This window comes from Arthrobacter caoxuetaonis (assembly GCF_023921125.1).
GTDB classification, from domain to species: domain Bacteria; phylum Actinomycetota; class Actinomycetes; order Actinomycetales; family Micrococcaceae; genus Arthrobacter_B; species Arthrobacter_B caoxuetaonis.
Genome location: NZ_CP099466.1, coordinates 2234068 through 2255756 on the forward strand (window position 1 = coordinate 2234068; position 21689 = coordinate 2255756).

The window sequence follows — 21689 nt, forward strand, 5'->3', positions numbered from 1 at the left end:
TCTACTCAGCCTCAGCCTCGGTGGAAGCGGCTTCTGCCTCTTCCTTCTTGGCCTTCGGGGTGATTGCTTCGGGGACAATCACGGACTTCTTCTCGGGAACCACGAAGGGCTCCTTCGGGGCCTTGGTACGCAGGGTACCTTCCTGGCCCTCGATGTTCTTGAACTTCTGCCAGTCACCGGTGATCTTCAGCAGAGCTGCGACCTGCTCGGTCGGCTGGGCGCCGACGCCGAGCCAGTACTGGGCACGGTCGGACTTGATGTCGATGTACGACGGTTCCTCGGTCGGACGGTAGAGTCCGATTTCTTCGATGGCACGGCCATCGCGCTTGGCACGGGAATCCATGACAACAACGCGGTAGTGTGCTGAGAACTTCTTGCCGAGGCGCTTAAGGCGAATCTTTACGGCCACTTTTGTGGTCACTCCTGATCTGAAATGGGGCGAACCCGTACTTCTGCTCCCGTGGGGCGGGCCATACGTTGGGGTTCAAAAGGACAAGATGCATGCACGGAGAGAGGGGCCGCGCAGATCGAGTACCTGACCATTGTGCCAGATGCCTCCATCTTTTGCGACTCGCGCCCCGCCGGGGAGGTTTCGCCTCCGCTCAGGCGGCGGCAACCCTGATGCGGTTGCGCCAGGGATCTTCGAAGCGCAGTTCGGCGCCCGTGTGGTGGCTGGAAACTCCGGCGGCCTTCAGCCGGTCAGCCAGCGCTCCGACGTCATCCTGCCCTGGAACCCGGATGAGCACCTCACCAAGCCCAAGCGTGTCCTTCCTGGGACCGGCGCCTTGGCTGTTCCACACATTCATTGCCATGTGGTGGTGATAGCCGCCAGCGGAAACGAACAGTGCCTGGCCATGGAAATCCGCCGTGCGTTCAAAGCCCAGGGTACCCACGTAGAACTCGGCCGCGGTGGCGGTGTCGCCGACCTGCAGGTGCACGTGCCCCACACCGGCTGCTGCTGCGGCAACCCGCGACATGGCCTCTTCGGAGAGGTGCTCCTGGAAATACTGCTGCGGGGGAAGCGCCAGCGATGCCATGCGGACGGTCTTGCCTGCCGCCGTCGCATCCCAGTCCCACGCCTCACGGGGACGGTCCCAGTAGAGTTCGATTCCATTGCCTTCGGGATCAGTGAAATAGAAGGCTTCGCTGACCAGGTGGTCCGCGCTGCCGACGTAGGCGGAAGGATCGAACTGTGCCGCCATCGCCACTGTCGCCGCAAGGTCCGACTGGGTCTCGAACAGGATCGCCGTATGGAACAGTCCTGCCTCTCCCCGCGATGCGACCTGCAGGCCCTGCGCGGGAGCCAGATGCACCAGCGGCACCGTCCCGCGCCCCAAATACAGGCCACCGTCAGCCTCTGCGACGACGTCGAGCCCGAGTGCTTCACGGTAATAGCCCCACACTCTCTCCATATTGCCCACCTTCAGCATCACGGTGCCCATGGCAAGGTCGGCGGGTAGGAGATCAGGGGTTGGTTGAAGGTTCATGTAAATAGCTTACTTGAAGCTTCATGTATTTCCTAGCGGGCGCGTTGTCGTCGTCAGCCCTGTTCGAAGGATTTGCGCATGGCCACCCTTGCTCCCAGCGAGTCCAGTCCAAGACGGCGTTCATTCTCCCGGACCCGTGCCAGCTCCCCCTCGGGATCAATAACGACGAACCCGCAGCTGCGGTAGAAGGGCGCGTTGAACGGAACATCGGCAAAGGTACACAGAGTCATGCCGGGATAGCCCTGCTCCCGGGCCCAGGCGAGTGCGGCCTCTACCAGGGCGCGCCCCACTCCCCTGCCTGCCTGCAGCGGATCGACAGAAAGCTGCTCGAGGTGCGCGTCCGTTCCGACCTCCTCGATCCGCGCGAAACCCTGCGGCGGCCGCCCTGCCACGAGTACCTGGAGCGCTGTGCGCAGCCCCTCCTCGCTCGTCGGCGGAGGCAAGCGGTCCACAGCGCCCGGCTGCGTCCCCGGGACATCCTGCAGCAGGGTGTCTGATGCGGCCTCGATCGCGGGAAGCAGGGACAGTTCGCCGGGCGACGCGGGACGGACAGCGCCGTTCATGCTGCGGCGCTCCCCCGGAAACCGCTTAGAAAGGCTTGGATCGCCTCCCGGCCTTCAGGGCTGTCCTGCGGGCGGTGGTTGCCGCCGGCTCCGATGTGCTCTGCTCCGGTGGATTTGAGAAAGGCTGCAACTTCCTCGTACAGCGGCTCCCATCCACCTGTCAGCACGAGAGTCGGGACCCCGGGAACGATCTCCAGGGGCGCTTCCCGCGGCGGGGCCTGCATCCGCCGGCGTGCTGCTGCCTTCGCATCGGGTACACCTGCGGGGTGCACCTCGGGGAGAAAGACCATCCGCTGCTGAGCCATCCGGATAGCTGATCTTCGGCAGGTTCGGGACATGTTCTAACCCAGCAGGTGGGACACTTCCGGAAGCTGCGGCATCATGGCCGGTATCCCCGGCCTGGCAGGCAGGGGGGCACCCGGGATCAGGCGTCCGTCGACCAGCTCCGCCACGGACTGCGTTTCCAGGGCAGTCAGGGCTGCCGCCAGCCGGGCTACTTCTGCCGGCTCCAGCAGCCTCGTGCACGCGTCAATGGACAGGAACCTGGCATGTACGGTATCGCCGGCCGCCCGAAAGCCGGAGGTGGCGGCCGGTACCGATCCGCCGTCGTACACGAATGCGAGGCCGCCGGCGTCCTGGGCCGAATCGACCGCACAGTCGAACACAAGCATCCGGCCGGCAGGAATCCGGTCGCCGAGAACCGGCAACAACGCACGTGCAGCGGCAGTCCGGGGATCTTCACCCGCTTTGACGACGGCGCCCGGCAATGCCCAGGGCCCGTCGCCTGAGCGGACGGCAAGAACGGCCCCCACGCTGTCGCGCACCAGGGCGGCAGCATCGACCCGGCGGCGGAAGACGCTGCCGTAGAAGCGCGCCAAACCCGAAGCTGCCACGTTCTTTCCTCCCCGTACGGATCACTTCACGATTGCGGTGAAGCCTATCCGCTCGGCGGAGGAATGACAGCTCTCAGGTCAGCCGGCTATTTCCCGAGGAACTTGTCGAAGCCCTTGGGAAGGTTCAGGGACGACGGATCAAAATCCCCGCCCTGCTGCCCGAAAGCCGAACCGGTGGGCAGCGACTTGCGTGCCCCGGCGCGGCGCGCCTCGGCCTCCGCCAGTTCCTGGGCGGCCTTGGCCGGGTTGCCGGAACGGGCCTTCTTCTTGCCCTTGGCAGCCTGCTGCTTCTTGCGGCTGCCGCCGAACCCTCCGGGGCCTGCAACGCCGGGCATCCCCGGGATGCCGCCGCCTGCAGCCATCTTCTTCATCATCTTCTGTGCCTGGGCGAAGCGCTCGAGCAGGCCGTTGACCTCCGAGACGTGGACGCCGGAGCCGCGGGCAATACGGGCACGGCGGGAGCCGTTGATGATCTTGGGAGCTACCCGTTCGTGTGGCGTCATGGAACGGACGATCGCCTCGACGCGGTCGATTTCACGCTCGTCGAAGTTCTCCAGCTGCTCACGCATTCCGGCAGCACCGGGCATCATCATGAGCATCTTCTTCATGGAACCCATGTTGCGCAGCTGCACCATCTGGGCGAGGAAGTCATCCAGGGTGAAGTCTTCCTGGTCGGCGAACTTCTTCGCCATCCGGGCAGCTTCATCCTTGTCCCAGGTCTTCTCCGCCTGCTCAATAAGGGTGAGGATGTCGCCCATGTCGAGGATGCGGCTGGCCATGCGGTCCGGGTGGAAGACCTCGAAATCCTTCAGGCCTTCACCGGTGGAAGCGAACATCACGGGCTTGCCGGTGACGGAGGCAACGGAGAGCGCGGCACCGCCGCGGGCATCGCCGTCGAGCTTTGTGAGGACAACGCCGGTGAAGTTCACGCCTTCGTTGAAGGCCTGCGCCGTGGCAACGGCATCCTGGCCGATCATGGCATCGATAACGAAGAGCACTTCGTCCGGCGTGATCGCCGCGCGGATGTCTGCGGCCTGCTGCATCAGTTCCGCATCGACGCCCAGGCGGCCTGCGGTGTCCACAATGACGATGTCATGCAGCTTGGTGCGCGCTTCCTCCACACCCTGGCGGGCGACGGCCACCGGATCGCCGGTGGCGGCTTCGAATTCCGAGCTGACGCCGGGATGCGGAGCGTAGACCGGCACGCCGGCGCGTTCACCGTTGACTTGCAGCTGCTTGACGGCGTTGGGGCGCTGGAGATCGGCAGCAACCAGCAGCGGGCTGTGACCCTGGTCCTTGAGGTAACGGGACAGCTTGCCCGCCAGTGTCGTCTTACCGGCGCCCTGGAGGCCGGCGAGCATGATCACCGTCGGCGGGTTCTTGGCCAGGGACAGGCGGCGGGTCTGGCCGCCGAGGATGCCGACGAGCTCCTCGTTGACGATCTTGACGACCTGCTGGCCCGGGTTCAGGGCCTGCGAAACTTCCAGGCCGAGGGCCCGCTCCTTGACCGAAGCAGTGAAGGCCCGGACCACGGGTACCGCGACGTCGGCGTCGAGGAGGGCACGGCGGATTTCCCGCACTGTGGCATCGACGTCCGCTTCGCTCAGACGCCCCTTGCCCCGCAGGTTCTTAAACGTGGAGGTCAACCGGTCAGACAGTGAATTGAACACGCGCTGCGCACTTCTTTCATCGGGTAGTTCGCCATGTTTGCCAGGCCCAGCTGTTAAGGGTACCAAGCGCGGGTGGGTATTCGCCGCATGCCCTTACACCGAAGCGCCCCCCGGTGGCACGCTGGAGAAATGGCTGATGAAGGCGTCCGCGAGACGCGCGTCCATACCCTGCTGATCCTAGGCGCCACCGGTGATCTGTCCCGCCGCCTGCTTTTGCCGGGGCTGGCCAGGCTGATCGCCCGGGGGCGGGCACCCGGGCTGGTGGTTGTCGGATCCGGGTCCCGCAGCTGGAGCCAGGAGCAGTGGCAGGACCGGGTGAGGGAGGCTTTCAGCTCGGAGAACAACGACGCCGATCCGGACGCGCAGCGCGAACTTTCAGCCGCGGTCCAGCGCAGCAGGTACCTTCAAATGGATTTGTCCCGGCCGGACGACCTGGGAGCCTCGCTGCAAACACTCGATGCACCCCTGGCCGTGTACTTTGGGCTCCCACCGGCCCTGACCCTTACGGCTGTGCAGGGGCTCAACCGCGACGACCTTCCCCCGAATACGCTGCTGGTCCTGGAAAAACCCTTTGGAACGGACCAGTCATCGGCACGTGAGCTCAACCGGCTCCTGGCGGACCTGGTGCCGGAAAAGGACATCTTCCGCGTGGACCATTTCCTGGGCATGACGACCGTCATGAACCTCGTAGGCATGCGGTTTTCGAACCGGCTCCTGGAACCCGTGTGGAATTCCCTGCACATCGAAAAGATGGAAATCCTGTTTGATGAGCAGCTTGCCCTGGAAGGCCGGGCAAAGTACTACGACAGCTCCGGGGCCCTGGAAGACATGATCCAAAGCCATCTGCTGCACACGATGGCCTTCATGGCGATTGGCCCGCCGGCCAGCCTGGGTGAAAGGGATCTGCGCGATCTGGTTGCGGCAGTTCTCCGGGCCTCCTCAGTGCCGGAGGACTTTCTGGCCAGCACGCGGCGTGCCCGGTACACCGCCGGCGTCATTGAGGGCAAGGAGATCACCGGCTATACCGAGTCCCCGGGGGTAGATCCCCACCGGGCCACAGAGACCCTCGCTGAGATCGAAATCGCCATCAACAACGAACGCTGGGCAGGTGTCCCGTTTATCCTGCGCTCGGGCAAGGCCCAAGCCCGGCGTCGCAAGGAAGCTGTCGTCACCTTCCGGCCGGTCAACCACCTGCCCGAAGGCTTCACCGGAGATACAGCGCTCCCCTCCCGGCTGAGGATCTCCTTCAATCCGGCCTTCCTGGAACTGGAAATGAACGTCAACGGCCCTGCGGACATCTTCAAGCTCGAACGCAGCTCCCTGACCGCCGAGCTGCATGCCTCCCGGCTGACCGCGTACGGAGAAGTCCTGGAGGCCGTCCTGGAGGGAAACGAACTGCTCTCCGTCCGCGGGGACATTGCCGAGGAATGCTGGCGGATCGTGGATCCCGTGCTCGCCGCCTGGCGTGGAAACAAAGTCCCTATGCAAACCTACGCTGCGGGTACGGAGGGTCCCCGGGACTGGAACACCAGCCGCAGCGGCCTGTAGCCCTTCGACCCTGCCGGCAGTTTGATGGACGGGCAGCACGAAGAAACCGCCCGGCCGAGAATTCGGCCGGGCGGTTTCCTCATAGGAGATGCCTGTTTGTGGTGGACTTGCAGCGGTGGACCTACAGTGCGGAGTCGCCCCGCTCGCCCGTCCGGACGCGCAGTGCTTCTTCGACATTGGTCACCCAGACCTTGCCGTCTCCGGCCCGGCCGGTGTTGGCAGTGGAGACAAGGACATCCACGATGTCGTTGACCCATTCGTTGGCGGCCAGCACCTCGACGCGCAGCTTCGGCAGCAGGTCGACGGTGTATTCCGCGCCGCGGTAGACCTCAGTGTGTCCGCGCTGGCGGCCGTAGCCGCTGGCCTGGCTGACGGTCAGTCCCTGGACTCCGTAGCTTTCCAGGGCGCCCCGGATGGCGTCGAACTTCTCGGGCCGGACAATTGCGGTGACGAGTTTCATGAGTTGATGCTCTCCTTGGTGGCAGCGGGAACGGTTTCAGCCAGCGGACGGAAGGTACCGCCGACGCCGACGCCGCCGAGTTCGTAGGCGGTCTCAGCATGTTCGCTGAGGTCCACGCCGTTGATTTCCTGCTCCTCGGAAACCCGGAAGCCGATGGTCTTGTGGATGGCCAGGCCGATGATGAGCGTCATGATGGCTGAGAAGAGGATTGCCACAATGGTCGCAACGATCTGTGCACCCAGCTGGGCCAAGCCGCCGCCGTAGAACAGGCCGCCGCCTTCGCCGTCAACCGGCAGTGCAATGAAGCCCAGGGCGACAGTGCCGATGAGGCCGGCGACCAGGTGGACGCCTACGACGTCGAGGGAATCGTCGTAGCCGAACTTGTACTTGAGGCCAACCGCCAGGGCGGAAACGATACCGGCGACCAGGCCGAGGGCCAGGGCACCAATCGGCGAGACGCTGGCGCAGGCCGGGGTGATCGCCACGAGGCCGGCCACGATGCCCGACGCTGCGCCGAGGGAGGTCGGACGGCCGTCGCGGATACGTTCGGTGATCAGCCAGCCGACCATTGCGGCGGCGGGAGCTGCCAGGGTGTTCACCCAGATCAGGCCGGCTTCTTCGGCAGTGCCTGCGGCTCCGCCGTTGAATCCGAACCAGCCGAACCAGAGCAGTGCAGCACCGAGCATGACGAACGGGATGTTGTGCGGACGGTGGCTCGGATCGGAGCCGAACCCGCGGCGCTTGCCGATGATCAGTGCCAGGACCAGGGCCGCTACGCCGGCGTTGACGTGTACGACGGTGCCGCCGGCAAAGTCGATGGCTTCCCCGACCACGGAGCCGATGGCTCCTTCTTCACCGAGCAGGCCGCCGCCCCAGACCATGAAGGCCAGCGGGCAGTAGACCAGGGTGACCCACACGGGGACAAAGATCGCCCAGGCACTGAACTTGGCCCGGTCTGCGATCGCCCCGCTGATGAGTGCGACGGTGATGATGGCGAAGGTGGCGCCGAAGCCGGCGCTGATCATGTCTTCGGTACCGATCAGGCCCTCAAGGCCGAAGGAGGCGAACGGGCTGCCGAAGAGCCCGGCAACGCCGTCTCCGCCGGTCATTGAGAAGCCCCAGAGAACCCAGACGACTCCGACAAGACCGATGGAGACGAAGCTCATCATCATCATGTTCAGGGCAGCCTTGGCCCGGGTCATGCCGCCGTAAAAGAATGCCACTCCGGGAGTCATGAGCAGCACGAGTGCCGCCGATATCATCACCCAGACGTGACCTGCTGTCAGATCCATCTTCGCGTCCTTCCACAATCGTGCGGGCATCTCCCGCCTGGAAAGAACTTTGCCCGGGTCAGGTTTCAGCATTCGGCCGGCCGGATTGCCGGAAGGTTACAAAGCCGGCGTACGTGTAAAAGACCAGTGACGGAAAGGTTTCGGGCACGTTACCCGGCAGTGGGAACTTGCCGGGGATGTTGGCTACAGGGGTTGCGGGCGGCGCGCGGATAGTATGTAGGCGACTCCCGTCCCCGTCCTGAGGAACTTTTCCATGCCCCAACAGAATCCTGCGCGCGGAAGCCGTGCACAGCAGCCGGACACGAACGGGCCCCAGCCGCCCAGGCGCCTCCGCCGTGCAGACCCCGCCAAGGCTCGCAGGAAGAAATGGATTGCCGGCGGCATCGCGGGCGCCGTCCTGCTGACGGCTGGAATCGCCGTTCCTCTCGCTTTGAACTCTTCGGAGGGTGAAAAAGTCTCAATTGCTGCTGCGGCCACTTTGCCGCCGGAGCCGGAGTTCGCCTATTACAACCAGGCCGGCCCGCCCGAGGGATCTCCCCTGAATGCTGTAGACCCGCTCTCGCTGGATATCAGCGCCACGACTACCGGCACGTCGCTGCCCAAGGGTTTGGTCGGTCTCTCACTTGAGGCAACGGATCTGGCTGATCCCGCAATGTCCGGTGACAACCCCGAAATGGTGCAGTCCCTCAGCGGCCTGGGACAGCCCCTGCTGCGTTTCGGCGGAAACGCCGTGGACCGGCGGTTCTTCTGGACCTCGGCCAATGAACCGATTCCCGGACATCTCCAAGGCGACAAGGCACATCCCGTTCGGGCGGTGACACCGGCGGATCTGGAACGGGTCAACACGCTCCTGACGGCCCTGGACGCCACCATCAACCTCACTGTGGATCTTGGCAACTACGATCCTGCCCGCGCCGCAGACATGGCCGCCCACGCCGACAGGATTTTTGGCGACCGGCTGGTGGGAATCACGGTTGGGAACGAGCCCAATGGATACGCAAGCAACGGCCTGCGTGATTCCAGCTGGACCATCGATGATTATTTCGTCGAGCTGAAGGCCTATGCCGATGCAATCTACGCGAGTGCCCCCGATGTCGCGATCGTAGGGCCGGGCGTGTATTCGCACTCTTGGTGGGAACCGTTTGCCAACGCAGACCTGCCACAGAAAAAGATCTTCTCGTTCCATCACTATCCGCTTTCCACCTGTGACGGGAAGAACGATCCAACGGGAGAGCCCATACTGGCGAACCTGATGAGCCAGAACATTCATGACCACGCGGACTACTACCGCGGGGAAGCACTGAAACCCGCTAACGAGGCAGGCCTGGAAACGTGGCTCACCGAAACCGGCGTCTCCGCCTGCCCGGGTTCCAACGAGACGACCAAGACCCATGCTTCGGCCCTGTGGGCGGCTGACTACGCCATCAGTGCCGCCCAGCTTGGCATCACCAGGCTGAGCTTCCACAGTTCGCTGCTTACCTGCCAGGGCGGCCCGCCCATGTCCGCCATCTGCACCGGGGGTGCTTACCTCCAGCCCAACGGGGTTGTCGAGGAACGCGCCAATTTCTTCGGTCTGTCCATGATCGCCGAGATGGCGCCGGGCCAGTTCCTGCAGGTCAGCGAGGAAGGTGGAGGTATTAGCCACTCCTATTCCGTCCATCACGACGACGGAAGCATCAGCGTTGTCCTGGTTAACGCCAACAACCCCGAGACGGACGCGCAGATGCAGGTAAGCCTGAAGCTCCCGGCCAAGCCCCTGACGGCGGCAATGACCCAGATGACCGGGGCCTCCTATGCCTCTGAGGACAGCACCATGATCGACGGGCAGAAGGCCGAGGCGGTCCCGGTGGCAGAGCGGCTGACCCTGCCCGGGTTCGCCTACGGCTCCGAGACGCAGGAATTCGCCCTTACCGCCGGAACCGTGACTGTCCTGAACTTCACGTTCCAGGAGTAGTCCCGGCCATACAAAAGAGAGCTCCCCGCACCGGATGGTGCGGGGAGCTCTCTTTTGTATGGTGCCGGGACTGTCGCTTGCTAGGACAGGAGGGCGTCCACAAAGGCTTCAGCGTCGAAGGGTGCCAGGTCATCCGGCCCTTCGCCCAGTCCCACGAGCTTCACGGGAACTCCGAGGGTGCGCTGGATGGCGACGACGATGCCGCCCTTGGCCGTTCCGTCGAGCTTGGTCAGGACGATGCCGGTGATGTTCACAACCTCGGCGAAAACCTTGGCCTGCGTGAGTCCGTTCTGGCCGGTGGTGGCGTCAAGGACCAGCAGGACCTCGTCTACCTCGGCCTGCTTCTCGATAACGCGCTTGACTTTGCCCAGCTCGTCCATGAGGCCGACCTTGTTTTGCAGGCGTCCGGCGGTGTCGATCAGCACTGTGTCGACTTCGCCGTCGATCCCGGCCTTGACGGCCTCAAAGGCGACGGACGCCGGATCGGCGCCGTCGACCTCGGAGCGAACGGTGGGCACGCCCACGCGCTGGCCCCAGGTGGCGAGCTGTTCGGCGGCGGCGGCCCGGAAGGTGTCAGCTGCACCGAGCAGGACGTCTTTGTCCTCCGCCACGAGCACGCGGGCCAGCTTGCCCACGGTGGTGGTCTTGCCGACGCCGTTCACGCCCACGACCATCACGACGGCGGGCTTATCGGCATGGCGGTCGACGGCCAGGGAGCGGTCCATGGACGGATCCACGAGCTTGACCAGCTCTTCGCGCAGCATCGCGTGGACCTCTTCGGGGTCGCGGCTGCCGGAAATCTTGACCCGCTCGCGCAGGGCATCGACCAGTTCCATGGTCGGTTCGGTGCCAAGGTCCGCCAGGAGCAGCGTTTCCTCGATCTCGTCCCAGACGTCCTCATCGATCTTGTCGCTGGACAGCAGGGTCAGCAGGGCCTTGCCGAGAGCGTTGTTCGATTTGGCCAACCTGGCGCGGAGCCGGGCCAGGCGTCCCTGTACGGGTTCGGGGGTCTCCACCACCGGCGCGGGCGTTTCCGCCTCTTCGAGGTCCCGGAGGTCATCCGGGACGATCACCGGCGAATCGGGTCCCGCTTCGGCGGTTCCCGGCCTGTCCAGGACGGCGGTGCTGCCTCCTGGCTGGTCGTCAGCGTCACGCGTCGTGGGATACATCCCCTTCGGCGTACGCCTGGTTCGTACCAGCAGGGCCGCCAGGGAACCGATCACGGCAAGCCCAATGACCACATAGATCACAATCGAAAGAGTCTCATTCACGCTTTCCAGCATGTCATACGGCACCGCACCCCGGCACCCGTCCAGCCGCTGGCAGCGGCTCGGATACGCCTCAAGCGGACAGGCACAAACCCCGCAGACTCTGCGAGAATCAAAACATCATGGCGAGCACACCCCGTATTCCCATTCCCCGCGAAATCAAGGTCCTCATCGCTGCGGCCTTCCTCATTGCCCTCGGCTTCGGCCTGGTGGCGCCGGTGCTGCCGCAGTTTGCTCAGAGCTTCAACGTCGGCGTCGCTGCATCCTCCGTTGTCGTCAGCGCCTTCGCTTTCACCCGGCTGGTGTTCGCGCCGGCCGGCGGCGCACTTCTGGAAAAGCTCGGCGAGCGCCCGGTCTACGTGATGGGGCTCCTCATCGTTGCGCTGTCCACCGCGGCGTGTGCCTTCGCCGGCAGTTACTGGCAGCTCCTGATTTTCCGGGGGCTGGGCGGGATCGGTTCGACCATGTTCACGATCTCTGCCATGGCACTCATCATCCGGCTGGCACCACCGGCCATCCGTGGCCGCATCTCCGGCGCCTATGCCTCGTCTTTCCTCCTGGGCAACATCGGCGGTCCCCTCCTGGGCGGCCTGCTGGCCGGTTTCGGCCTGCGGGTTCCGTTCCTGGTCTATGCAGCGGCACTGCTGGTTGCAGCCGTGGTCGTGGCGTTCCTGCTCCGGGATGCCAGCGGGACCGGGGCCCCCGGCGGGACCGCTCCCGAACGCGTCCACCTCTCCGTACGGGAGGCACTGTCCGACTCCGCTTACCGGGCGGCGATGGTCTCCAGTTTTGCGAACGGCTGGTCATCCTTCGGCGTGCGCAACTCGCTGCTGCCCCTTTTCGCCGCCGCGGTGCTTTCCGCCGGCCCGGAAATCGCCGGTATCTCCCTGACGGCGTTCGCCGCCGGGACCGCGCTGGCACTGACGTTCTCCGGCCGGCTGGCGGACAGCTGGGGACGCAAGCCGCTGGTCATCACCGGCCTGGCCGTCAACGCAGCGGCGACGGCGGCGATCGGCTTCTCCGGGAGCGTGGCAATGTTCCTGGTCGTCTCCGCCGTCGCGGGGCTCGGCACCGGGCTGCTGAACCCTGCGCAGCAGGCTGCCGTCGCCGACGTCGTTGGCAGCGGACGCAGCGGCGGCAAGGTGCTGGCCGCCTTCCAAATGTCCGCTGACACCGGTGCCATCATCGGCCCCATCCTTGCAGGCGTGCTCGCCGACCAGCTGGGCTACACCTGGGCCTTCGCCGTCACCGGTGCGGTGGCCGCGCTGGCCCTGCTGATTTGGCTCTCGGCACGCGAAACACTGGCTCCGGAGCAGCGGTTGGCCCGGACCCGCGGAAGCCGCACTACCATCGAGGAATGAAGCCCTTCCTGTTGCTGGCCTCCCGCGCTGAAGACGACGCCGCGGAGGAAGAGTACGAGTCCTATCTCCGGTTCGGCGGCCTGCTGCCCGCGGAGCTGCACCGCGTCCGGCTGGAGGCCGCTCCCCTGCCGGACATTGACCTGGACCGCTACAGCGGCATCATCATCGGCGGGAGCCCGTTCAATTCCTCGGATCCGGAAGAGTCCAAGACTCCCCTGCAGCACCGGGTGGAAAAGGAGCTCAGTGCCCTGCTGGACCGGGTAGTCGCACAGGATTTTCCCTTCCTGGGGGCCTGCTACGGGGTAGGGACGCTCGGCCGCCACCAGGGCGCTGTCGTCGACCGGCAGTTTGGTGAAGCCATCGGGGCGGTTCCCGTCACGCTCACGGCCGATGGCCGGGCTGATCCGCTTCTGGCCGGGCTGCCAGAGAAGTTCGACGCCTTCGTGGGGCATAAGGAAGCGGTGTCCAAGCTGCCGGCCCACGCCGTCAACCTGGCGGGCTCCCCCACCTGCCCGGTGCAGATGTTCCGTGTCCGTACGAACCTCTACGCAACCCAGTTCCATCCCGAGCTGGACCTCGCCGGGCTGCTGACGCGCATTTCTGTCTACCGGAATGCAGGATATTTCCCTCCCGAAGAGGCCGAGGCAGTAATGGATTCGGTGCGACCCGCTAAGGTCGACGCTCCCGGGACGATCCTGCGCAATTTCACCGCCCGCTACGCCCGGTAGCCGGTCAGACCCCTGCTTTGTCCAGCCGCTGGCTGATGACCGCTGATACCCCGTCCCCGCGCATCGAGACGCCATAGAGCGCATCTGCGACTTCCATGGTCCGTTTCTGGTGCGTGATGACGATCAGCTGGCTCGATTCCCGCAGTTCCTCGAAAATCGTGATGAGCCGGCCGAGGTTGGTGTCGTCCAGGGCTGCTTCGACCTCGTCCATCACGTAGAACGGTGACGGCCGCGCCTTGAAAATCGCCACGAGCAGCGCGACAGCCGTCAGCGAGCGCTCACCGCCGGAGAGCAGCGAGAGGCGTTTGATCTTCTTCCCGGCCGGCCGGGCCTCCACCTCGATGCCGGTAGTCAGCATGTCCTGGGGGTCCGTCAGCACCAGCCGGCCCTCACCCCCGGGAAAGAGGCGCCCGAAGACCCGCTCGAACTGTACGGCTGTGTCCCGGAACGCCTCAGTGAAGACTTCCTCCACCCGCTGGTCCACTTCCCGGATGATGTCCATCAGGTCCTTGCGGGTGGCTTTCAGGTCCTGGAGCTGGGTACTCAGGAACTTGTGGCGTTCCTCCAGCGCAGCGAATTCTTCCAGCGCCAGCGGATTGACCTTGCCGAGCGAGCTGAGGTCCCGCTGGGCACGTTTGAGGCGTTTTTCCTGCTCGGCACGAACATAGGGCACCCCCTCGGTGACCGGATTGCCGTCGTCGTCCACCGCCACATGCAGCGCTGCCCATTTGCCGGCGGCCTCCGTGGTCCCGGCGGGCACGGGCACCAGCTGGTCCGGCCCGTACTCGGCGACCAGCCGATCGGCAGTGATACCCAGTTCCTCGATCGACCGCGTTTCCAACGCCTCGATCCGCAGCCGCTTTTCAGCCCGCAGCAGCTCATCGCGGTGCACCGAATCCGTGAGCTTCGCCAGCTCCGCGGCGGCTTCAGCGTTGGCACTCCGCACTGTCGTGAGTTCAGCGTCCCATTCGGCCCGGACGGCTTCGGCCCGGTCCCGCTCGGCGGCTGCAGCTTCGAGCGAAACCCCGGCCCAGCGCGCGGCCAGAGCAGCTGCCTCGGCGACGGCGGCGGCACGGCTGGCCTGCGCAGCCCGAATCCGGGCCCGTTCAGCCGCAGCTTCGCGAGCCTTCCGCTCTGCCGCTGCCGCGCGTTCCAGCGATTCTGCACGGCCCGACACTGCCGCTAATTGCTCCTGGGCCGACCTCAGAGAGAGCCTGGCATCCATTTCGGCCTGCCGTGCCTGGGCAGCGGCCAGTGCCAGTGCATCCCGGCGCTCCGTCGAGGGCTCTTCCGCGTCCGCAGGCACCCCCTGGGCCGCAGCAAGCCGTTCAGTAACAGCTGCGAGGGCCTGCTGTTCCCGGGAGAGGTTCTCTTCCGCATCGGCGGCGAGGCGGGTGAGCCGTTCGGCCTCCCCCGACGCCGAGCGCAGCACGGAACCGAGTGCGCCGAGCCGTTCACCAACAGCGGCCAGCCGTGCATCCGAATCATGCAGTCCGGCCAGTGCTGCGTTCACGCGCGCCTGGGCAGCTTCCCGCTCAGCCGCAGCGCCGGCAATTGCGAACCTTGCCGCTTCCGCCCTCGCCGTTGCTTCGGCCAGGCGGGCCTCAGTCTCCTCGACGGCAGCCTGGACTTCGATCAGCCCCGGAGCAGACGCGGAGCCGCCGCGGGCACTGAATGAGGACAGCAGGTCGCCTTCCATGGTGACGGCCGTCAGCTCCGGGGCCTCGGCCAGCACCGCGGCAGCTTCCTCCAAGGTGTTCACGACGACGGCGCCGCGCAGCAAAGCGCGCACGGCAGCGTCCGCACCGGGTACCGCCTGCACTACCTCCAGAACATGGAGGCAGCCCTCAGGCAGCACCGGCATCCCGCCGTCGCCGGCTGTGGGCAGCGACGCGGCGTCCCCTCCGGCCAGGACCAGCGACACCTGGCCCCCACCGGACTGCTTGAGCAGGCTCAGGGCAGCCAGCGCCGGTTCCGTCCCGGATACTGCGAGCGCCTCAGCCGCTGGACCGAGGGCCGCACTGACGGCGCGCTCATAGCCCGGGCGTACGGTGAGCAGGTCAGCCAGCGGCGCCAGGACGCCGTCGAGCCCTGCCTCCTGCAGTTCCTGGGTGCCGTCCTTCCGGTCCAGGCCGACCGCGAGCGCATCCCGCCGTGCGGTCAGGGTGTCCCGGTCGCGGACTGCAGCGTGTTCCTCGTCCTGCAGCTTCCGGACCCGTTCCTCGATCGATTCGAGGACGGCGGCGGCTTCTTCATACTCCGCATCCAGGCTTTCTTCCCCGGCTTCGGCTCCTGCGGCCTGGTGTTCGAGTGCCGTGAAGTCTTCCTCGGCCTTGCGCCGCCGCTCCTCGCCCTGGGCGATGGAGGCGCGGAGCCTGCCCAGTTCCGCCTCCGCCGCTTCCACGCGGGAGCGTGCTGCCGCTACGGAGCCGGACAGCCGTGCCAGTCCCTCCCGGCGGTCAGCGGCGGCCCGGAGCAGGGAGGTGAGCCGGCGCTCCTCGGCGGCGGCGTCCTCCTCCGCGGCGGCGCGGATCTCCATGGTGTCTTCGAGCGCGCCTTCACGGTCTTCGACTTCGCGGGATAGTTCTTCGGCTTCCGCGCGTACCCGGGCGGCCTGCGCCTGCAGCTTCTCCGGGTCCCGGCCCGGATCCGGCGCCGGTTCGTCCGATCCAAGCAGGCGGCGGCGTTCCTGGGCAAGCGCTGCCAGGGCACGCAGCCGCTCAGCCACCGTGGACAGGGAGTACCAGGTGTCGCGGGCGGTGTTCAGGCGCGGAGTCGCAACGGCTGCCAGCCGTTCCAGCTCTGCCAGCCGGGCGCCCTGGGCCTGGACGGCCTGTTCGATTTCCTTCCGGCGTTCCCGAAGCGCATTCTCGGCAGCGGTGTCCTGTTCGACGGCGGCGGTGAGGGTCACGATGTCGTCGGCGAGCAGGCGGGCACGGGCATCCCGGACGTCCTGCTGGACCGTCTTCGCGCGCCGCGCGACGTCGGCCTGCTTGCCCAGCGGGCCGAGCTGGCGCCGCAGTTCCGAGGTCAGGTCGGTCAAGCGGGCCAGGTTGGCCTGCATCGCGTCGAGTTTGCGGACCGTCTTTTCCCGGCGGCGGCGGTGTTTGAGGATTCCTGCGGCTTCCTCGATGAACCCGCGCCGGTCCTCGGGAGAGGCGTGCAGCACTTTGTCCAGCTGCCCCTGGCCGACGATCACGTGCATTTCCCGGCCCAGGCCGGAGTCGGAAAGCAGCTCCTGGATGTCCAGCAGGCGGCAGGGGGCCCCGTTGATCGCATACTCGGATCCCCCGGCACGGAACAGCGTGCGGGAGATGGTGACTTCGGAGTACTCGATCGGCAGGGCGCCGTCGGCATTGTCAATGGTGAGGGACACCTGGGCACGGCCCAGCGGAGGTCGCCCCGACGTGCCGGCGAAGATGACATCTTCCATTTTTCCGCCGCGCAGGGTCTTCGCTCCCTGTTCCCCCATCACCCAGGCAAGGGCGTCCACCACATTGGACTTGCCTGAGCCGTTGGGACCGACTACGGCGGTCACTCCCGGCTCAAACTCGAAGGTGGTGGCCGACGCGAAGGACTTGAAGCCCCGCATCGTGAGGGTTTTTAAGTGCACTGGCCTCTGTCTCTCTTTTGTGGAAGATTCCCTAAAGCCGGGCGGTGCCCCACACTTAAGCGCAGTACTCGCAGAGCGTAATCCGGGATTTCGCGCGTTCCAGGCCGGGCAGGAAAGTAGGCTTCTAAGAGAATCATATGGTTCGACGGCGCCGTTACGGGCTTGACCGGGCCCGGACCTCGATCTTTTTTGGCAGCAGACAAGGCAGGCATTTTGAGCGGGAACTTCAACTTCCATCACACCAACACCGCGCTCCTGAGCGTCAAGAGCGTAGAAGCGCCCGTTGTTGTCAGTTCTCAGGAGTTCGACGAACGGCTCTCGCCGTCCTTGAAACGGCTGAGGCTTTCCAAGGGCCTCCTGGAACGGGTAGCCGGCGTCAGCGAACGGCGGTGGTGGGCACCCGGGTCGACTTTCGAGGACGGGGCGATCGAGGCAGGGGCCAAGGCGATGGCCGAAGCCGGCGTCGAGCCTTCGCAGATCGGCCTGTTGATCAATACCTCAGTGACCCGCAAGAACCTCGAGCCGTCCGTTGCCGTGAAAATCCACCACAGCCTTGGCCTGCCGTCCTCTTGCCTGAACTTTGACCTCGCCAATGCCTGCCTCGGGTTCGTCAACGGCATCACCATGGCCTCCAACATGATCGAGTCGGGCCAGATCGATTACGCCCTGATCGTCGCCGGCGAAGACTCGCAGGGCGTCCAGGAAGCCACGTTCGGCCGCCTGAACCGTGAAGACTCCACACGGCAGGACTACCTGCGCGAGTTCGCGACCCTGACGCTGGGCAGCGGGGCCGCGGCTGCCGTAATCGGCCGGGCCGGGGACCACCCCGGTTCGCACCGCATCCTGGGCGGGGTCTCGCGGGCCGGCACCGAGCACCACGAGCTCTGCGTGGGCGGCGAAGGCGGAATGTATACCGACACCAAGGGACTGCTGGAAGGCGGCCTGGACCTGGTGGTCACCGCCTGGCACGAAGCGCAGGAGAACGGCTGGGACTGGAAGGGCATGGACCGCTACGTCACCCACCAGGTTTCAAACTCCTACACGAACGCCATCATCAAGGCCGTGGAGCTGGAGAAGGAACGCGTTCCGATCACCTTCCCCCGGTGGGGCAATGTTGGCCCCGCCTCGCTGCCTATGACCCTTGCCCAGGAAGCCCGCACCCTGCATCCCGGGGACCGGGTGCTGTGCATGGGCGTGGGATCAGGCCTGAACACCACCATGATGGAAATCGCGTGGTAGCTGAGCTTTGGCCCGGTGTTCCGGCCGCCTGGTCCCGCTATGTCCAGGTGCCCTCCACCGCGGCTGTCGACCGTCCGGGAACCGTCCATGAGTGGCATCTCCTCGATAACGCTGCGGACCTTGAGTCCAGGGGCGTGGAACCTGCCGGGACCCTGCTCTGCGTCCATGGCAACCCCACCTGGTCCTATCTGTGGCGTGCCCTGTCGGCCGCCGGAAGCTCGGCTGAAAAGCCCTGGCGGGTCATCGCCGTCGACCAGCTGGACATGGGTTTCTCTGCCCGGACCGGAACGTTCCGCCGTCTGGCCGACCGCATCACCGACCTGGGCAACCTCACTTCTGCTCTCGGGCTCACCGGACCGGTGGTCACGGTTGGGCACGACTGGGGCGGGATCATTTCCCTCGGCTGGGCGCTGCAGCACCAGGAACAGCTTGCCGGGGTGGTGCTCACGAACACCGCCGTGCACCCTGCCGGGTTCTCCCTGCCGCCTGCCCTCCGGCTGGCACTGCATCCGGCGGTCCACGGGTGGGGCACCGTGAGCACGGATGCCTTTATCCGCGTCACCCATTCCCTCGCCCAGCCCGCCCTGGCACGGGAGGTGCGTGCTGCCTTTGCGGCACCGTACCGCGGGGCAGGCCGCCGGGCCGGCGTCGGAAACTTCGTGGCCGACATCCCCGCCGATGAAACGCACCCCAGCTACCGGGCCCTGGAGCAGGTCGCCGAAGGCATCCGCCGGCTCAAGATCCCGGCGCTGGCACTCTGGGGGCCGAAGGACCCGGTCTTCTCCGACCGGTACCTGCGGGACCTGATCAGCAGGATGCGGCACCTGGATGTCCACCGCTTCGAAGGCGCAGGGCATCTCGTCGGGGAGGACCGGGATATTGCAGGCCCGATCCTGGCCTGGCTGGAGTCCGTTGCCGGCCAGGCGGCGGAAACGCCGCAGACCGGGACGCCTGCCGAAAGCGCGGACGAGTTCCGTCCGATGCTCGCCGAGCTGCTCGAGCGCAACGAAGACAATTCACCCGCCGTCGTCGACATGGCCCCGGCTGCGTCCGGGAAAGCTCCGGCAGTGCTGTCCTGGGCCGAACTCGGCACCCGGGTTAACGCGCTTGCCGCCGGGCTGGCCGGCATCGGAGTCCGCCCGGGCAGCCGGGTGAACCTGCTGGTTCCGCCCGGCAGCGAGCTCACCACCCTCATCTACGCCTGCCTGCGCCTCGGCGCGGTAGTGGTGGTGGCCGACGCCGGACTGGGCACCAAGGGCCTGAGCCGTGCCATCAAGGGCGCTGGGCCGGACTTCATCGTGGGAATCGAACGCGGCCTGACCGGCGCGCGGCTCTTCGGCTGGCCCGGCACCCGCGTCCTGGCCGGCGAAGCTTCCCCGGCCAGGCGCCGCCTGCTGGGTGCAGCGCACACGGTGGCGGAACTGACCGCAGCAGGCACCGGACAGCCCGTCCCCGACTGGCAGGTTGAGCCCGACGCCGACGCCGCGGTCCTCTTCACCTCAGGCTCCACCGGCCCGGCCAAGGGCGCCGTCTATACCCACCGCCGGCTTGCCGCGATGCGGGACACGCTGCGCCGGACGTACAACCTCAAGGCCGGGTCCTCCCTGGTGGCAGGTTTCGCGCCGTTCGCCCTGCTGGGTCCGGCACTGGGTGCCACCAGCGTCACACCGGACATGGATGTCACTGCTCCCCGGACACTGACCGCCGCAGCCTTGGCTGACGCCGCTGCGGCTGTCCAGGCCACCACGGTGTTCGCCTCCCCGGCTGCACTGACCAATGTGCTGGCCACCGCCGGGGACCTCGACGCCGCTCAGCGCACCGCACTGTCACAGGTGGACCTGCTGCTCTCCGCCGGGGCTCCCATCCCGGAAGCGCTGCTGGCCCGGGTGCAGGACCTCGTCCCGGCTGCTGCCCTGCACACTCCCTACGGAATGACCGAGGCACTGCCGGTCACGGACATCAGCCTGGAACAGATCCGCAAGGCAGGTACCGGAAACGGCGTCTGCGTTGGCACGGCAGTAGCCGGCGCCCGCGTGGCCCTTGCACCTCTTTCCGCAGACGGCACCGCCGGCAGCGAGATCTCCGAGGCCCCCGGAACCACCGGGGAAATCCTGGTCAGCGCACCGCATGTGAAGGACCGGTACGACCGGCTCTGGATCACCGAGGCCCACAGCAGTTCGCTGCCGGGCTGGCACCGGACAGGGGACGTGGGCCATTTCGACGCCGACGGCCGGCTGTGGGTAGAGGGCCGGCTTGGCCATGTGCTCACCACCCCGGCCGGACCGGTCACCCCGGTCGCCGCGGAGCAGGCCGCCGAGTCAGTCCCCGCAGTCCGTCTGGCGGCCCTCGTGGGCGTGGGTCCGGCCGGAACGCAGGTGCCGGTGGCCGTGGTGGAAACCGCCGACGGCGTCCGCAGGCCCGGGCCGGCCGAAGATTCCCTGGCCGCCGACGTCCGCACCGCCGTCGCCGACCGCTGCGGACTGGATCTGGCCGCCGTGCTGGTGCTTCCGCAGATGCCCACGGACATCCGGCACAATTCCAAGATTGACCGCTCCGCTCTGGGAGTCTGGGCCGCCCAGGTCCTGGCCGGCGGACGGATCACGGCACCGGGGGCGCGCCGATGAGCCGCCGGATCCTCGTCACCGGCGCCAGCGGCCTGCTCGGCGGCGCCGTCGCCGGCGTCCTGGCCGGGCAGGGACACTTTGTGCGCACCCTGCAGCGGCGCCCCGCGTCCGTTTCCGGCCTGGAGTTCGTCGCCGGGTCCATCACGAACCGCACGGCGGTGGACGCAGCCATGGCGGGAATGGACGCCGTCGTGCACCTCGCTGCAAAGGTGTCCTTCACCGGCGAGTGGTCCGAGTTCCAGGCCACCAACATCGAAGGCACCCGCAACGTCCTGGACGCTGCCCGGGCTGCAGGGGTACGCGACGTCGTGTTTGTGTCCTCCCCCTCGGTCGCCCACTTCGGTGAGCCCATTGCCGGTGCGGGCGCGGGCACCGCGGATCCTGGACGGGCCCGCGGCCACTATGCCCGGTCCAAGGCCGCCGCGGAACTCCTCGCGCTGGCTGAGGATTCCCCGGGTTTCCGGGTTGCCGCCATCCGGCCGCACATTGTCTGGGGGCCCGGTGACACCCAGCTGGTGGAACGGGTGATGGACCGGGCGCGCTCCGGACGGCTGCCCCTGCTCGACGGCGGCGCTGCCCTGATCGACACCACGTACCTGGACAATGCCTCCGCCGCCATTGCGCGTGCACTGGACCGGATGGAATACGCCCGCGGACAGGCGCTGGTGGTCACCAACGGCCAGCCGCGCATGGTCCGGGAGATGATCTCCGGAATCTGCGCTGCCGCCGGCATCCCGGCGCCGTCGTTCAGTGTGCCCGGCTGGCTGGCCCGCGGCGCCGGCAGCGTTCTTGAAAAGGCCTGGCTCGCTGCCGGGGCCCGTGGACTGGTGGAGGACGAACCTCCCATGACCAGGTTCTTGGCCGAGCAGCTGTCCACCTCGCACTGGTTTGACCAACGGCACACCCGTCAGGTGCTCGACTGGCAGCCGGAGGTGTCCGTCGAGGAGGGCATGGCCCGCCTGGCCAAGCACTACGCCGCATAGGATGGC

Annotated in this window: 17 protein-coding genes; 7 read left to right on the plus strand and 10 right to left on the minus strand. The window is 66.6% G+C overall.

Annotated elements, in window-relative coordinates:
• Position 1 precedes the first annotated feature (1 nt).
• From rpsP to ffh, 6 genes are all read right to left on the minus strand, one after another.
• Positions 2-409, minus strand: coding sequence for a 30S ribosomal protein S16 (gene rpsP, locus NF551_RS10285; RefSeq protein ID WP_227895528.1), 408 nt, complete (start codon positions 407-409; stop codon positions 2-4).
• A gap of 193 nt (positions 410-602) precedes the next feature.
• Positions 603-1487, minus strand: coding sequence for a VOC family protein (locus tag NF551_RS10290; RefSeq protein WP_227895527.1), 885 nt, complete (start codon positions 1485-1487; stop codon positions 603-605).
• Positions 1488-1540: 53 nt separating this feature from the next.
• Complete coding sequence (locus NF551_RS10295) at positions 1541-2050, minus strand: GNAT family N-acetyltransferase (protein WP_227895526.1); 510 nt, start codon at positions 2048-2050, stop codon at positions 1541-1543.
• Complete coding sequence (locus NF551_RS10300; RefSeq protein WP_227895525.1) at positions 2047-2355, minus strand: hypothetical protein; 309 nt, start codon at positions 2353-2355, stop codon at positions 2047-2049. The genes NF551_RS10295 and NF551_RS10300 overlap by 4 nt, the downstream gene beginning before the upstream one ends.
• A 36-nt stretch (positions 2356-2391) precedes the next feature.
• On the minus strand, positions 2392-2943 hold the full coding sequence (locus NF551_RS10305; protein ID WP_227895524.1) for an NUDIX hydrolase: 552 nt from the start codon (positions 2941-2943) through the stop codon (positions 2392-2394).
• An 86-nt stretch (positions 2944-3029) separates the two neighbouring features.
• The gene (gene ffh / locus NF551_RS10310) at positions 3030-4613 is read right to left on the minus strand and encodes a signal recognition particle protein (RefSeq protein WP_227895523.1); all 1584 of its coding nucleotides are present in this window, start codon (positions 4611-4613) and stop codon (positions 3030-3032) included.
• A 129-nt stretch (positions 4614-4742) separates the two neighbouring features.
• On the opposite strand from ffh, the gene NF551_RS10315 reads away from it, so the two are divergent.
• Entirely contained in the window at positions 4743-6161 is a 1419-nt protein-coding gene (locus NF551_RS10315; RefSeq protein ID WP_227895522.1) for a glucose-6-phosphate dehydrogenase, read from the plus strand.
• Positions 6162-6282: 121 nt separating this feature from the next.
• Here the strand turns inward: NF551_RS10315 and NF551_RS10320 are convergent, their stop codons facing one another.
• Both NF551_RS10320 and NF551_RS10325 read right to left on the minus strand, forming a co-directional pair.
• A complete protein-coding gene (locus NF551_RS10320; protein ID WP_227895521.1) occupies positions 6283-6621 on the minus strand; it encodes a P-II family nitrogen regulator in 339 nt (112 codons plus the stop codon).
• The gene (locus NF551_RS10325) at positions 6618-7913 is read right to left on the minus strand and encodes an ammonium transporter (RefSeq protein WP_227895520.1); all 1296 of its coding nucleotides are present in this window, start codon (positions 7911-7913) and stop codon (positions 6618-6620) included. The genes NF551_RS10320 and NF551_RS10325 overlap by 4 nt, the downstream gene beginning before the upstream one ends.
• A 253-nt stretch (positions 7914-8166) precedes the next feature.
• Here NF551_RS10325 and NF551_RS10330 point away from each other — a divergent pair, with 253 nt between their 5' ends.
• The gene (locus tag NF551_RS10330) at positions 8167-9867 is read left to right on the plus strand and encodes a hypothetical protein (RefSeq protein WP_227895519.1); all 1701 of its coding nucleotides are present in this window, start codon (positions 8167-8169) and stop codon (positions 9865-9867) included.
• 80 nt (positions 9868-9947) lie between these two features.
• On the opposite strand, the gene ftsY is transcribed toward NF551_RS10330, so the two are convergent.
• Complete coding sequence (gene ftsY, locus NF551_RS10335) at positions 9948-11138, minus strand: signal recognition particle-docking protein FtsY (RefSeq protein WP_227895518.1); 1191 nt, start codon at positions 11136-11138, stop codon at positions 9948-9950.
• Positions 11139-11257: 119 nt separating this feature from the next.
• Here ftsY and NF551_RS10340 point away from each other — a divergent pair, with 119 nt between their 5' ends.
• Together NF551_RS10340 and NF551_RS10345 are read left to right on the plus strand one after the other, a co-directional pair.
• Positions 11258-12496 (plus strand): MFS transporter, encoded by a 1239-nt coding sequence (locus NF551_RS10340; protein ID WP_227895517.1) that lies wholly within the window; start codon positions 11258-11260, stop codon positions 12494-12496.
• Complete coding sequence (locus NF551_RS10345) at positions 12493-13224, plus strand: glutamine amidotransferase (protein ID WP_227895516.1); 732 nt, start codon at positions 12493-12495, stop codon at positions 13222-13224. Before NF551_RS10340 ends, NF551_RS10345 begins: the two co-directional genes overlap by 4 nt.
• A gap of 4 nt (positions 13225-13228) precedes the next feature.
• On the opposite strand, the gene smc is transcribed toward NF551_RS10345, so the two are convergent.
• Entirely contained in the window at positions 13229-16837 is a 3609-nt protein-coding gene (gene smc / locus NF551_RS10350; RefSeq protein WP_227895515.1) for a chromosome segregation protein SMC, read from the minus strand.
• Positions 16838-17050: 213 nt separating this feature from the next.
• Here smc and NF551_RS10355 point away from each other — a divergent pair, with 213 nt between their 5' ends.
• Genes NF551_RS10355 through NF551_RS10365 form a run of 3 tightly spaced genes read left to right on the plus strand, consistent with a single transcriptional unit; the run spans position 17051 to position 21683 of the window.
• A complete protein-coding gene (locus tag NF551_RS10355) occupies positions 17051-18076 on the plus strand; it encodes a 3-oxoacyl-ACP synthase III (protein ID WP_227895514.1) in 1026 nt (341 codons plus the stop codon).
• Positions 18070-20700: an alpha/beta fold hydrolase gene (locus tag NF551_RS10360; RefSeq protein WP_227895513.1), complete on the plus strand. Its 2631-nt coding sequence runs from the start codon at positions 18070-18072 to the stop codon at positions 20698-20700. The genes NF551_RS10355 and NF551_RS10360 overlap by 7 nt, the downstream gene beginning before the upstream one ends.
• Positions 20697-21683, plus strand: coding sequence for an NAD-dependent epimerase/dehydratase family protein (locus NF551_RS10365; RefSeq protein WP_227895512.1), 987 nt, complete (start codon positions 20697-20699; stop codon positions 21681-21683). Before NF551_RS10360 ends, NF551_RS10365 begins: the two co-directional genes overlap by 4 nt.
• Positions 21684-21689: the final 6 nt, after the last annotated feature.

Coding starts and splice junctions, on each gene's coding strand:
- NF551_RS10290 (WP_227895527.1), bottom strand. CDS start 1,487: ATGAACCTTCAACCAACCCCTGATCTCCTACCCGCCGACCTTGCCATG.
- NF551_RS10295 (WP_227895526.1), bottom strand. CDS start 2,050: ATGAACGGCGCTGTCCGTCCCGCGTCGCCCGGCGAACTGTCCCTGCTT.
- NF551_RS10300 (WP_227895525.1), bottom strand. CDS start 2,355: ATGGCTCAGCAGCGGATGGTCTTTCTCCCCGAGGTGCACCCCGCAGGT.
- NF551_RS10315 (WP_227895522.1), top strand. CDS start 4,743: ATGGCTGATGAAGGCGTCCGCGAGACGCGCGTCCATACCCTGCTGATC.
- NF551_RS10320 (WP_227895521.1), bottom strand. CDS start 6,621: ATGAAACTCGTCACCGCAATTGTCCGGCCCGAGAAGTTCGACGCCATC.
- NF551_RS10325 (WP_227895520.1), bottom strand. CDS start 7,913: ATGGATCTGACAGCAGGTCACGTCTGGGTGATGATATCGGCGGCACTC.
- NF551_RS10330 (WP_227895519.1), top strand. CDS start 8,167: ATGCCCCAACAGAATCCTGCGCGCGGAAGCCGTGCACAGCAGCCGGAC.
- NF551_RS10340 (WP_227895517.1), top strand. CDS start 11,258: ATGGCGAGCACACCCCGTATTCCCATTCCCCGCGAAATCAAGGTCCTC.
- NF551_RS10345 (WP_227895516.1), top strand. CDS start 12,493: ATGAAGCCCTTCCTGTTGCTGGCCTCCCGCGCTGAAGACGACGCCGCG.
- NF551_RS10365 (WP_227895512.1), top strand. CDS start 20,697: ATGAGCCGCCGGATCCTCGTCACCGGCGCCAGCGGCCTGCTCGGCGGC.